General features: G+C 37.0%; 7 protein-coding genes. 6 read left to right on the forward strand and 1 reads right to left on the reverse strand.

All coding sequences use genetic code 11. The features are described 5' to 3' along the window. Positions 1 to 264 precede the first annotated feature (264 nt). Entirely contained in the window at positions 265 to 1,308 is a 1,044-nt protein-coding gene (locus ACQ33O_RS09745; protein WP_430995386.1) for a LacI family DNA-binding transcriptional regulator, read from the reverse strand. 278 nt (positions 1,309 to 1,586) lie between these two features. Between ACQ33O_RS09745 and ACQ33O_RS09750 the strand changes: the two genes are divergently transcribed. The 6 genes from ACQ33O_RS09750 (at position 1,587) to ACQ33O_RS09775 (ending at position 14,727) form a co-directional block, all read left to right on the forward strand. Continuing rightward, positions 1,587 to 4,901, forward strand: coding sequence for a SusC/RagA family TonB-linked outer membrane protein (locus ACQ33O_RS09750; protein ID WP_430995387.1), 3,315 nt, complete (start codon positions 1,587 to 1,589; stop codon positions 4,899 to 4,901). A 30-nt stretch (positions 4,902 to 4,931) separates the two neighbouring features. Then, positions 4,932 to 6,821, forward strand: a complete 1,890-nt coding sequence (locus ACQ33O_RS09755) for a RagB/SusD family nutrient uptake outer membrane protein (protein ID WP_430995388.1) — start codon at positions 4,932 to 4,934, stop codon at positions 6,819 to 6,821. A gap of 66 nt (positions 6,822 to 6,887) precedes the next feature. Next, the gene (locus tag ACQ33O_RS09760; protein WP_430995389.1) at positions 6,888 to 9,404 is read left to right on the forward strand and encodes a T9SS type A sorting domain-containing protein; all 2,517 of its coding nucleotides are present in this window, start codon (positions 6,888 to 6,890) and stop codon (positions 9,402 to 9,404) included. A 17-nt stretch (positions 9,405 to 9,421) separates the two neighbouring features. Next, the gene (locus ACQ33O_RS09765) at positions 9,422 to 12,280 is read left to right on the forward strand and encodes a pectinesterase family protein (protein WP_430995390.1); all 2,859 of its coding nucleotides are present in this window, start codon (positions 9,422 to 9,424) and stop codon (positions 12,278 to 12,280) included. A 286-nt stretch (positions 12,281 to 12,566) separates the two neighbouring features. Then, complete coding sequence (locus tag ACQ33O_RS09770; RefSeq protein WP_430995391.1) at positions 12,567 to 13,757, forward strand: T9SS type A sorting domain-containing protein; 1,191 nt, start codon at positions 12,567 to 12,569, stop codon at positions 13,755 to 13,757. 208 nt (positions 13,758 to 13,965) lie between these two features. Beyond that, positions 13,966 to 14,727, forward strand: a complete 762-nt coding sequence (locus ACQ33O_RS09775) for an SDR family oxidoreductase (RefSeq protein WP_430995392.1) — start codon at positions 13,966 to 13,968, stop codon at positions 14,725 to 14,727. Positions 14,728 to 14,776 lie beyond the last annotated feature (49 nt).

Consider the following 14,776-nt stretch of genomic DNA (forward strand, 5'->3'; position numbering starts at 1 on the left):
TCCGCAAATCTATTCTTTTTTCATCTGAAAAGAGGTATTTGATATGAAGTTTGCAGCATGCGGACAGCTATATTTTTACGCAATCGTTCCCGAATTTGCCTGATTTTTTTATCGGTTGGATGGATGCTTCCGGTAAAACTATTTTAATGTTAAAAAAAGCCCGGCTCTTTGTTCCGGCAAATCATAGAACATATAAAGAATTCTTACTGAAAATTTTTGCTTTTACAGAGGATTGAATAAGGTAACGGCAAAGAATAGTTGTTTTTATTTTTTCTTTTTTTCAGTTTTTGTAGAAGAGTCCCTCACACAAAGTTCTGTATGCAAAACTTTTGTTTCAAATTGTGTAACAGGTCTTTTGCTTTCTATCAACTGAATTAATAATTCAGTAGCCATTTGTCCCATTTCAAATGCTGGTTGCTTAACAGCAGATAAAGACGGATTTAGTAATTCAACCAACCCCGAATTGGTGAACCCGATAATGCCAACATCATTCGGAACGGAAATACCTAATGACTTGAAAGTAGCCAGACAACTGGTTGTTACACGATCGCTGGCAGTAAAAATTGCATCCGGTTTTTGTTTCAAACTTAGTAATTCTTTAACGGCGCCTTCAACTTCGGCTAATATCATTCCACCATGATTACAATATTTTATATAAGATTCATTCAATGGAATACCATTCTTTGCCAATGCATCTTTATAGCCTTGTAATCTTTCTTTTGTAATTGATAAATGAGATGAACTAGTAAGATGAGCAATTTTTTTAAAACCTGATTTTATTAAATGCTCTGTAGCATCATAAGCTCCTTTGTAATTATCTACAATTATTTTATGTGTATCTATTTCATCGGTGATCCTGTCGAAAAAAACCATTGGCAAACCTTTTTCATGCAAACTTTTAAAATGGTCAACATTTTCTGTTTCGGTAGAAAGCGAAACCAGCAGTCCGTCAACAGATCTGGATGAAAGGTGTTGCATATTTACAATTTCTCTTTCATAAGACTCATGACTTTGTGAAATGATAACGTGATATCCTCTGTTATACGCAATAGATTCTATACCGTTAATAGCCTGAGAAAAAAAGTTGTTGGCAATTTCAGTTACAATGACACCAATAGAGCGGCTTCTTCTTTCCTTTAAACTTAAAGCAATAGGGTTGGGGCGGTAGTTGAATTTCTCTGCATATTCCAGTACCAGTTTCTTGGTTTCAGGGCTAATTTCATAACTGCCTCGTAAGGCTCTGGATACTGTAGAAGTAGAAAGTCCTAAGGCTTTAGCAATGTCTTTTATGGTTATGGCTTCGTACATTTAATACTTGTTTTTCATCGTTTTATCAAATCCTCACTTACAACCGTTCGATGTTTCAAAGATAAAGTTTTTATCTGCTATATAAATATCGTGATTTTAAACTTTAATTGCAAACGATACCGAGAACGATTGCATAAATATTTAGGTTAAATAGGTCGTTCTCAATACAAAATGGTGATAAAATTGATTGATATTTGTTTGTGTAAATTACGTAAAAGCAGCATCTTAGTAAAATGATTGCTCTTATTATTTTGTATATTTAGATAAAAACTTGCTGTATGAAGAAACTATTAGTAGTAGTGCTTGCTTTTTTTGCTCTGCCCGTGAGCCTTTTAGCCCAACAAACCATTAAAGGAAAAGTAGTAGATGAGGAAGGGAACGGTGTTCCTAACGCTACTGTTGTGCAGGTTAAGGGAACCAAAAAAGGTACCCAAACTGATGCCTCAGGAAATTTTACTCTGGCTTTAAAAGAGAACGGTACAACTTCGTTGACTGTTTCCTCTGTTGGTTATGCAACCAACACCTTTGTTGTAAAAACCGGTGTTGATCCCGTTATTACTTTAGAAAAAAAGGCTGTGTTGAATGATGAAGTTGTAGTTGTAGGTTACCAATCGGTAAAACGTGGTGATATGAAAGCTGCGGTAGCAACTCTTGGTTCAGGACAGTTAAAAGATATTCCTGTTTCTTCAGCAGCAGAAGCATTAACCGGAAAACTGGCCGGTGTACAAGTAGTAACTTCTGAAGGTTCGCCAGATGCGGAAATAAATATCCGTGTTCGTGGTGGTACTTCTCTAACACAAAATAACTCACCTATTTATATTGTAGATGGTGTTCAAACTGAAGACGCCTTAAAATCTATTGCTCCGCAGGATATTGAAAGTATAGATGTGATTAAAGATCCTTCTATATTATCTATCTATGGTGCAAGAGGTGCTAATGGTGTTGTTGTAATTACAACAAGAACGCCAAAAGCGAAAAAATTCACTGTTACTTACAATGGTTTTGTAGGTATGAGAGAATTACCAAAAACTTTGGATCTTATGGATCCTGCCGAGTTTGTAGAGTATCAATATGAGAACTATTTAACTCGTTCTGATACTGCTGGTTTCTTCGATTCATATAGCCCGATTGACAGAACTTTTGCAGGTTTGAAATCATTTAAAGATTCCACTGCAGTTAACTGGCAAGATGAAGTTTTTGGTCGTAAAGCATTTAACCAAACACACAATGTGAGCATTGCAGGTGGAACAAAAACTACCCAACTTACATTTGGTTATACGCACAATGATGAAGATGCCATCATGATCAACTCAGGTTTTAAAAGAAATCTTTTGAATTTTAAGATTACTCAAAAATTAGCAAGCTTTATTAAAACATCTGCAAACATTCGATATACCGATCAGGTTGTAACAGGTGTTGGTGTATCTTCTTCAAAAGAAGGTCAAGGGCAAAACCGTTTAAGAAATGCGATCCGTTACAGACCGTATATCCCTTTAGGTACTGATATAGATGATTTTGATGAAACCCTGTTTGATGAAACTGCGGAAAACGGATTGAATTTATACAATCCTGTGTTATTAGCTTACAGTGAATACAAAAAAAACTACACTAAAATTTTCAATATCGGTGGTAGTATCGATGTGTCGTTTACAAAATACTTATCATTTAAAACAACACTTGGTTACAACAGCAGTAATAATGAAGTGTTGGAACATTACAATACATTTACACAAGAAGTTCGTGGTAATCCGGCGGCTAACAGATTACCTATAACAGGTTTTAACAATGGAGAAAAAATCTCTGTAAATAATTCAAATGTATTGACCTTTAATGTTAACAAACTGATCAAGAAAAAATCATTTAAAAAACATCATGATTTGATCATGCTTGTTGGTCAGGAAACATATAAAGTAATAAACAAACAAACCAACAGAAGATATGGTAATGCGGTAGATACACTTTCTGCAAAAGCAAGTGTTCAAAGAACAAGAGCAGGAAGTCCGGTTGGTGTATTGTTTTTAAATTACCCTACTTATACAGAAGAAGAATCAAGATTGGCATCTTTCTTCGGTAAAGTTGATTACACGCTAAATAAAAAATATTCTGCTACTTTCTCTGTAAGATCTGATGGAGCATCTGTATTAGCTCCGGGCCACAGATGGAATACTTTCACTGCAGGTGCATTAACATGGATCATGTCTCGTGAAAATTTCTTCCAAAAAGCTTTCTCTCCAAGATTGATCAATGATTTTAAAGTGAGATTCTCTTATGGTGGAGCAGGTAATGCAAAAATTGATCCTTTCTTATATCTGCCGGTATTCTCAAGTCAGGTAATAAATCCTACAAGTGGTACCAGTACTTATACATTGAGTTATTCAAGCGGTACTGGAACCGGTACAAATAATATCGGGTACGGTTCTCCGTATTTGTCTAACGGGTTATTGAAATGGGAAACAACAACAACTAAAAACTTAGGATTTGATCTAGGTATGTTCAAAAATCGTTTCCAGTTATCAGTTGATATTTATAAAAACACAACCAAAGACTTGTTGTTGCTACAAACCATACCTGCTACATCAGGTTATACTTCTCAAATTCAGAACGCAGGACAAACAACCAACAAGGGTATAGATGTTCAATTGACTGCTACAGTAGTTGATAAAAAGAACTTTACTTGGTCTGCTAATTTCAATATTGCATTCAATAAAAACAGAATTGATGAAGTGGGTAGTTTCAACCCATTACAATATAGTGGCTGGAGTGTATTAAAAGAATCTTTACTAGATTACAATGCAGGTAAAGGAATGCCGGTAGGCGAAATGTATGGTTTTGTATCTGACGGTTTTTACACTACAGATGATTTCACATACAATGCAAGTGCAACTCGTGGTAACAGATATGTATTGAAGAAAAGCACAACTGCCCCTTATACAACGATCAATGGTACAAATATTCAGCCGGGTATGCTTAAATTGAAAGACTTGAATGGAGACTCATTGGTTACAGATGCTGATAGAACGGTTATCGGTCATGCACAACCTAAATTCACCGGCGGTTTAAATCAACAGTTTAGTTTCTTTAAACGTTTTGATCTAAGTGTTTTTGTAAACTGGGTAGTTGGTAACGATGTATACAATGCAAATAAAATTGAGTTTACCAGCGGATACACTAAAAGCGCTAATATGCTTGCGTTGATGAACGACAGATGGAAAATTGCCGACGAAAACGGAAACAGCTTAAGAGATACCACGCCGGATGTTTATGCAGCATACAATGCAAATGCTAAGCTATGGGCACCAAGTACTGCTTCGGGTGGTTTAAATGTAACTTCTTGGGCAATTGAAGATGGAAGTTTCTTGCGTATCAATAACGTTAGCTTAGGCTATAATTTTGCTCCAGCTGTTTTAAAGAAAATTAAAGTAACTAAATTAAGAGTATATGCAACTGTAAATAATCTGGCTGTTATTACAAATTATTCGGGTTACGATCCGGAAGCAAATACTAGAACAAGGAATCCGTTGACACCGGGTGTAGATTATTCTGCATATCCTCGTAGCCGTTCTTATGTTGCAGGTATTAATCTTACATTTTAATTGTCATTGAAAAAGTATAAAAAATTAGTTATGAACTTATATAAGAAAATCCAACGAATAAGCTTACCGGTAGTGATTTTTACACTGGTAATTGTAGCCTCTTCATCATGTAAAAAATATCTTGATGTTGAACCCAAAACAATTGCAGGTAATGCTGAAACGATCTTTGTGCATCCTGATACCGTTGAAAAAATAATTTATGGTATCTATGATGTAATGCAGGGAGATTATGGTTTAGGCGGCAACCGTCTTACAATTATGTATCCTTATGATGATGATTGTATGATGTCAAGCTCTGCTGCATCAGACCTCACCTCAAGAGGTTTTTATAATCACTTCAATATTTTCCCTACATACGATAACGTATTGTTTAAAAATGTTTGGTTATGGTTCTTTACCGGTGTAGAAAGAGCGAACACAGCCATTTACTATATACCAAGAATGACTTTGTACACAAGTGGTACAGCAGATGAAAAAGCTAAATTGAAAAGATTCTACGGAGAGGCCTTAACATTAAGAGCCATTTATCTTTCTGAATTAGTGAAAATGTGGGGAGATATTCCAGCATCTTTCTTACCGGCATCACAAACACCGGACCTTTATATGGAAAGAAGAAACAGGTTTGAAATTTATGATCAGATCTTGGCTGATCTGGATCTTGCAGCAAATGAATTGCTTCCATGGAGAGACGAAATGGGAGGAATTGATCCGGATAGAATTACAAGAGGTTATGCAAAAGGTTTAAGAGCCAAAATTGCATTGTTTGCAGGTGGGTATTCTTTAAACCAAGATGGTACTACTTTCAGACAATCAAATTATCTTGATTACTATGCGATCGCTAAAAAAGAAACTTCAGAATTAATGGCGAACAGATCAAGACATACTTTGAACCCAAGCTATAAAGCGGTGTTTAAAGATGCAATATTGGCTCATGCTTTCGAACCAAACGGAGAAATTCTTTTTGAAGTAAGCTCTCGTTTTCAAGGTGGTAAAACAGGTAGTAAGTTAGGGTACGATTGCGGACCAAGAATGACTACAGGTACAACAGGTAATGGATTTATCCGTGTTTCGCCAACGTATTTTTATATGTTTGATTCTACAGACGAGAGAAGAGATGTAACCATTGCTCCTTATAAAATTACACCTACTACTTTGGTGAGAGTACCACAAGCTTGTGGTGACTGGTACGATGGTAAATTCAGAAGAGACTGGATCACTAATACTTCATTTGATATTTACACTAACCAAAATCTTGGTTTGAATTTTCCATTAATGCGTTTCTCTGATGTGTTGTTAATGTATGCAGAAGCAGAAAACGAATTGAATGGCCCAACTACCAGTGCTTTGGATGCTATAAATGAAGTAAGATTAAGAGCAAAAGCTCCTGCACTTACGCTTCCGGGTTCTAAAGCAGCGATGTTTGATGCTATAGTAAAAGAAAGAGCATTGGAATTAGGTGGTGAAGCGATCAGAAGATACGATCTGATCAGATGGAATTTGATGGAAACTAAATTAAGAGAAACTAAAAACACATTGGATCAAATAGCAAGAGGGATCAATTTTCCTCTTGAATATAGCATCCCTGCTCCTTATGACACATTGCCACGTGTAATGTATTTGAAAGATGATGTAGCAAATGGAGGTTTGGCTGCTGGTAATTCTTATTACCATCCGTACAAATCATCTGACCCTACAATTGGAGGATATACTAAGATCAACTGGATCTCCTCTATTGCATCGTCTAGTACAATAACTGAAACAAACCCAAATGGTATGATTGGTTTACATTCAAACTATGCATTAGGTGGGTTGCCATTGGGTAATGGCTTTGGTTTTATTCATGGAACACATGAATTATTACCGATACCAACATTTGCAATTACAACAAATCCGAGGGTAACTCAAAACCACGGATATTAATATTTTTTCTGAAAGGCTGAATTTATTCAGCCTTTCTTTTTTGTTTATAACGATAATGTGTACACGATGAGAGTTCTTTCTGTTTTTGTTTTTCTATTTTTCATTTTTCATTCTGTAAAAGCGCAACAAATAGCTTTCCCTACAGCAGAAGGAATGGGGAAATACACAACCGGTGGCAGAGGTACACCAACAGTGCCTACGACAGTAATGGAGGTTACTAATTTAAACGACGATAATCTTCCCGGAAGTTTAAGGTATGCTGCAACTAAGAGCGGTATTACACACCGTACAATTGTATTCAGAGTGTCCGGTACCATTCGTCTTACTTCAAGATTGGTATTGAACAGACCCAATACTACCATTGCAGGTCAAACAGCTCCGGGTGATGGTATTTGTATTGCGGATTATCCCGTATCCATCAGTGCCGACAATTTGATTATACGCTATTTACGTTTTCGCCTTGGCGACAAAAATCAAAATCTTGGAATGGTGAATGGCAGTGGAGATGGCGATGCGTTAAGTGGCACCGGTCATAAAAATATCATCATTGATCATTGTACTATGAGTTGGAGTAATGATGAAGCATTTACGGTATACGATGGAGATAGTACAACTTTACAGTGGAATATCTTAAGCGAACCGCTTAATTACTCATACCATTTTGAATCAGGAGATTCAGATTTTGAACGCCACGGTTATGGAGGTATCTGGGGAGGTAAACATACAACAGCACACCACAATTTGATTGCTCATGTTAAAGGAAGAGCACCAAGGTTTTGCGGAAGCCGTTTCATGGGAGACGGTGCTACACCCGGTTTGGAAAACGTTGATTTTAGAAATAACGTTATCTATAACTGGCAGGATTATAATGTTAATGGCGGCGAAGGTGGAAATTACAACGTTGTAAATAATTATTACAAATTTGGCCCGTCTACATCAACTACTGCTGCAAGAAAATTCATGATCATCAATCCCGGTAAGAGTTCAACACTGCCTTATGGTAAATATTATCTTACGGGTAATTATGTCGAAGGTTCAACGGCTAACACAAATAGTAACTGGTTAGGAGCTTTAATGGATGGAGCAAGTGGTGCTACAAATATTGCTGCAGCTAAAGCAGCTGCAACAGCAACTGTAGCTTTTCCCTGGTTGGCCATACCTGACGAATCTGCTGCAGATGCCTATACTAGAGTGCTGAAAAATGCAGGCTGTGTATTGCCTAATAGGGATACTTTAGATGCAAGAATTGTAAATGATGTAATCAATGGCACAGGTAAGATCATTGATGTACAAGGAGGTTATCCGGCACATAGTACAAATACTCCTGCAGGTTTTGCTGCTACCTTGAATGCATGGCCAACACTGGCTTCGGCTCCGGCCCCGACCGATAGCGATAAAGATGGTATGCCCGATGAATGGGAGCAGCAAAGAGGTTTGAATAGTAATAATGCTACGGATAGAAACGGATATCACAGTAACGGATACACGAATATTGAAAATTGGTTGAATGGTGATACGATTGTTGCATACGGTAAGATCAATAACTGTGTAACTGCAAGAAAAATAAATGCCTCCGCAACCGGACTATGGCTGCATGCAAAAGATACCACTTATACAAGATTGATCAGTACCGATACAAATAATCTTGTAGCTTCTATTTTTGATAATGCCGCTTTAGGAGAATTTAATGTCTCTTACTATACAACAGGTACGGTAAGGAATTACGCCTCTATTCGTCCTTATTTAAATAGAAATATTACAATAACAGCAGCTTCGCCAATTTCAACTCCTGTGAATGTAAGGATCTATTTCACAGAAGCTGAATTTAATGCATTAAAAGCTGCCGATCTTTCAATTATTACTGTTGCCGATCTGAACGTGTTAAAAGTGGCTAACAATAATTGTCCTACTGCTCTTACAGCTGTACCTGAAGTAATTGCCCCATCGGCATATGGTACATATGGTACTTATCAAAAAGGGTATTACTTAGAATTTACAACTTCTTCTTTCAGTACTTTCTTTATCGGGGGTAAAATATATTTTCCTGTTCCGGTAAAACTTGTATCATTCAACGCAGTACAAAATAACGGTGTGGTTAAAACCAATTGGTCAACCAATAACGAGATCAATGCACAAAAATTTATCGTTGAAAGGAGTAATGATGATCTTTCATTTACTGAGATCGGTACTGTTGTAGCAGGAAATCTGGCAACGCTCAATAATTATAATTTTACTGATCTTGATCCGATCAATGGGATTAATTATTACAGATTGAAAATGATCGATAGGGATGCTGCATTTACTTACAGCAAAACAATTGCAGTTAATTATAAAAAAGAGATATCTTCATTTGCTGTAAATCCTAATCCTGTAAAGAATATTTTAAAGCTCAGCTTTCCTCAAAGTAATTCTGCTGGTGTGTTAACTATTTTTGGTAGTGATGGAAGAAAGCTGCTGATTGAAAAAATTAAAGCGAATTCCACTGGTCAGTTGTTAGATGTTGCATTTTTGAATAAAGGAATCTACTCTGCTGTTTTAGTGTCAGACAATAAAGTTCAAACAATTAGATTTATTAAAAACTAATCATTAAATATTTTGCTATGTTAAGCTCTAAAAAAATATTTGTTTTCGTTATTGCTTTCTTTGCCATTTCAACTGTACAGGCATATGATCTAATCGTTGCACAGGATGGTAGCGGTAATTATACAACGGTGCAGGCAGCGATCAATGCAGCACCTAATAATTCATTGGTGCCTTATACTATTTTTATCAAGAACGGAAAGTACAGAGAGAAAATTACTGTTGCTTCTTCTAAAACCTTCATTCAATTGGTAGGGGAAAGTGTTGCCAATACTATATTATATTATGATGATCCTGCGACTGTGCTTGGAACACAAAACTCGGCTAGTTTTAGTATTAATGCAAATGATTTCTCTGCAATCAATATCACTTTTGCTAATACTTATGGAGACGGATCGCAGGCAGTGGCTGTATTAGTAAATGCCGATAGAGCAGCATTTAAAAACTGTAGGTTTTTAGGTAATCAGGATACGCTGTATGCGAAAGGAAGCGGTACGCCAAAGCATTATTTCTATAAATGTTACATAGATGGAAATGTAGATTTTATTTTCGGAAGTTCTGTTGCGTTGTTTGATAGTTGCTATGTATATGCTAAATCAAGATCATCTAATGGTTCATCTTACATTACTGCAGCCAATACAACTGCCGGTCAAACATACGGGTATGTATTTAAGGATTGCATACTGCCATCTAATACTGGAAATACGCTTTATTATTTAGGAAGACCCTGGGGAAATGCAACAGGAAATACCAGCGCAGAAAACAAAACGGTTTTCATCAACCCAAAATACGGAACAAATCAGATTCAACCTACTGGCTGGAGTACCTGGGATGCAGGTACTATTACTAGTCAGATCACTTATGCTGAGTACCAGCCTAAGAATCTAGACGGTACTGCAGTAAATACTGCTTCAAGAGTAGCATGGAGTCAGCAATTGGGTGATGCATCTGCATATACTTATGCATCTATGTTCGGGTCTTGGGACCCATGTACTGCATATGGATTCTGTACTTATCAACCGAAAGATATTGCCGTATCGAACTTCAGAGCAACAAAAGGGGCATCTACATCACAGATCGATTGGAATATCAGTTGGCCAATGACCGGCATTACGTACAGATTATTTCGTTCGTCCGATAACGTTAGTTTTACGGAAATTTACAACACAACTGCTGCGAATGATACAGCTATCAATTTTAAATATACCGACCCGGGTTTGCCTGCAGCCGGACAAAAATATTATTACTATGTAAGTGCATCGCTTGCAGGATTTGCAACACATAATACAGATACTGTTCTGGTTTCAAGTAAACAAACAATCAGTACGTCGGCAACATCTGTAAGTGCTTTTGCTCAACAATTGGGCTCGCCAACAGATCCAAAATCATACACAGTTTCCGGTGTTAATCTTACCGGTAATATAACTATTACGCCTCCTGCTAATTTCGAAATATCAGATGATGCCGGCGCCAACTGGCATACAAATGCGTCACCGATCATATTAACTCCTGTTTCAGGAACCATTACTAATAAATCTATTTTGGTTAGATTGAATGCAGGTGCATTGGGAGATTTTTCAGGAAATATTGTTCATAGTTCTGAAAATGCAGATGATGTGAACGTTGCTGTTTCTGGAACAACTGCATTGGTAGTACTTACACCTGTAACATTGATACATTGGCCGTTAACGCTAAATCAAACAAATTCAGATTCAGCAGCTGCAAGATCTTTAAGTGTACAGCCTAACAGCAGTAGACTTAATAATCTTGTCTTGTCTAACGGAACTCAAGTGCCTGCTGTTCCTGCTTATTCCAATTTATATGGTCAGGCTTTCAATGCAGGTATTTTAGGCAATGGTTTGTGGAGTGTTGCCGGAAATGCTGGGAATGGAGGTACATTGAACAGAAATTTTTATGAAGAGTTTGTTGTTAAACCGATTACCGGAGAGTCTGTTAGAGTGGATTCTATTATAAGCTATTTTAATTTCTTCGGAGCAGCCGGTACTACTTCAAATTTTGGGTTTAGATACGGCTGTGTTTGGTCTAGAAGCAGCTTTACAGTAGACTCGGCAGATGTGATCAGTTGCGACTCTTCGGGAGTAGTTACAACACCTGTAACATCTGCCCGTAAGGGAGGCTTTGCAGATTATTTACTCATCAATACAAAATCAGATGGAACTGGCCCGGTAAGTCGCTTTGCTTTTACCCTTGCTAATGGAGGAGTAACACTTAATTCAGGCGATTCGCTAACATTCAGACTGTATTTCAGTTGTGGATCGGGAAGTGCCGGCAGATATGGCACTCTGAAAAATGTAATGGCCCGTGGGGTAGTCTTATCAACTACACCGGTAAAGCTGATCTCATTCACCGGGGGCGTAAACAATAATAAGAACACGTTATCGTGGAATACAACCTGCGAAACCAGCGTAAAAGACTATATCATCGAAAGTAGCGCTAACGGCAAAGAGTTTAATAGCATTGGATCTATCAGGTCTAATGTTTCTTGTAATGCCAATAAATACCAATTTGTAGATGATCGTGTAGCGTCAGGCATGGTATTTTACCGTTTAAAGATCATAGATATTTCAGGCAAGATCACTTATAGCGCTATATTGAAAATCAGTACACAATCCAAGGTATTTAATATTAATATTTACCCTAATCCGGTAAGTAACGAATTGCTTATTACCTATCCGAGGGCTTCCACAGAAAGCAGTGTTTTGATCAAATCGCTTGAAGGCAAAAATATCATATCCCAAAAATTGCCTGCCGGAACTTTAGCCACATCCATTGATGTTTCTAAACTGCCTAAAGGGGTTTATTTGGTTACATACAATAGTAATGGAGAATCAATTACCAAGCGACTTGTAAAGCAATAAGCGCTACTAAAAACTTTATGAATTATAAACGGGAGCGAATAAATTTTTGCTCCCGTTTTTTGTTTAATTTCATCCTTTATTGAGGGAAAAAAGAGATGCTCCGATTTGTCATCGTTTTCGGCATCGTTTGCGTAGAAAAACATCCTAAAATGCTTAAAAATAGCTGTTTTAATAGGTAATTTTATGCTTGCTCTGCCATTGTTACCTACCTCTATACAAGTAATAGTGCCATAGCGGAATGTATTACCCCTTATAAAAAAATATTTACTTACACAAAAACACAATTATGAAAAAGTTCTTTACACTATTTTCTTCAGGCTTATTGTTGGGCTTAGTTCTTGCAACAAACGCAAATGCACAGGTTAACGATGTTTATTTTGCTGAAGGTTTTGACGGAGGTTTACTTAGTACGTTGAACCCGTCAAGTAGCACTTCAAACCCGAACAAATATTCTGGAGCAGGAAAAAACAGTGGAGATTGGTTTGTAAACTGGACGTACAGAACAACCGGTACATCTTGTGCAAATATTACATTTGCCGGAACGCCTCAACCAAATTCACCAATGCACATTAGAATCTTAAATCCAACAACTTCGGCTATTCCATTTTTGGATGCGCCAACAAACACAATAAAAGATACAGCCTATATCATCTCTCCGGTTGTTGATTTTGGTATTGGTAGCCTTAGCTATTCATCTTCAAATGCACGTAGATTGATTTTCTGGACAACGGAAGATGCAAACAATACTACAAACCCAACAACTCCTGGTGCTACCGGTTGGACTAAAGTAATTACTGTTCCCGGTTTAGTAAATTTATGTACAGATACAACGATCCAAATTAACAAGGCTGCAGCTAAAAGAGTAGCAATTTCTATTTCTCAGAACTCTTCTATGGATATGGATAGCATCACTCTTAGAAGCTTCTTAACGATTACTCCGGTTAAATTTGGTTCTATCAATGCTATTAATGCAAACGGAATTAATAAAATTACCTGGACAAGTGAAACAGAGATCAATACAAAAAATTATATCATCGAACGTTCTGTAGATGGCATCAACTTTACACAAGTAGGTACATTGGCTGCAACTGGTGCTACTAAATATGTTTGGATGGATAATGCTTCTTTAACAGGAAAAGCATTTTATCGTGTTAAAGGAATTGATCAAAACGGAGCGGCTAATTTCAGTTCTATCGTAAAAACCGGAGCAACAGCAAAAGCTCAGGAATTAACAGTAGCTCCAAACCCTGTTAAAAACGGTCAGTTGAATTTACAAATGGCTAATTTTTCAAAAGGACAATACACAGTAAATATCTATAATAACGCAAGTCAAAAAGTATTTACAAAAGTTTTGGCGAACGATGGTGGTACTACTTCACAACTGGTGCAGTTACCTTCTACACTTAAAAGTGGTGTTTACAATTTACAGTTGTTAGGCGATGCTGTTAAAATGACAAAACGTTTAGTGGTAGAATAAGTAGTAAATGCATTTGAAAAGAGGCTGCGATTTGCCGCCTCTTTTTTCTCTCACAGAGTATTCGCATTACTCACAGACGGTAAATAAGTTCTGTGTATCCTGTGACCTCTGTGAGATTTTTTTTTAAAGGGAACATGTGTATTAAATTATAGAAGCGGAAGGATAGTAGCTAAACTTTATAAACTCTAAGCCTTCTAAACAAAGAATTATGAACTTATTCGATCTCAAAGGAAAAGTAGCATTGGTTACCGGTTGTAACAAAGGCATAGGTAAAGCAATGGCTATTGGTCTTGCTGAAGCCGGTGCAGATATCATTGGTGTATCTGCCAGTATTGAATTAAGCGGTAGTGAAATTGAGAAGGCAGTAGTTGCTTTGGGAAGATCTTTTAAAGCCTATCAATGTGATTTTAGTAGTAGGGATTCATTAAAAGCATTTATCGAAAAAGTAACTACGGAAAATAGCAAAATCGATATTCTGGTAAATAATGCCGGTATGATCTTACGTAATCCGGTTGCTGAGCATAGCGATGAGTATTGGGATAAAGTATTATCTGTAAATCTGGATGCACCCTTTATTCTTACTCGTGAGATAGGAAAAAAAATGTTGCAGCAAGGAAGTGGCAAAATCATTTTCACAGCATCGCTTTTAAGTTTTCAGGGAGGGGTTTTTGTGCCGGGTTATGCAGCTAGTAAAGGAGCTGTTGCAAGTTTAATAAAGGCATTTGCCAACGAATGGGCAGGAAAAAACATCAATATAAATGGAATAGCTCCGGGTTACATTGCAACGGATAATACCGAAGCGTTAAGAAATGATCCTGAAAGAAGTAAATCTATTTTAGGCAGAATACCGGCTAATCGTTGGGGAGAACCCGAAGATTTTAAAGGTGTAACGGTATTCCTTGCGTCAGCCGCAAGCGATTATGTGAATGGCACGATTGTTACAGTAGATGGAGGTTGGATGGGAAGATAAGAATTGAAAATGTAAGAAGTGATATTGAATATTTTATGACATCTTACTT

This window comes from Ferruginibacter sp. SUN002, from assembly GCF_050611725.1.
Lineage (GTDB): Bacteria > Bacteroidota > Bacteroidia > Chitinophagales > Chitinophagaceae > Ferruginibacter.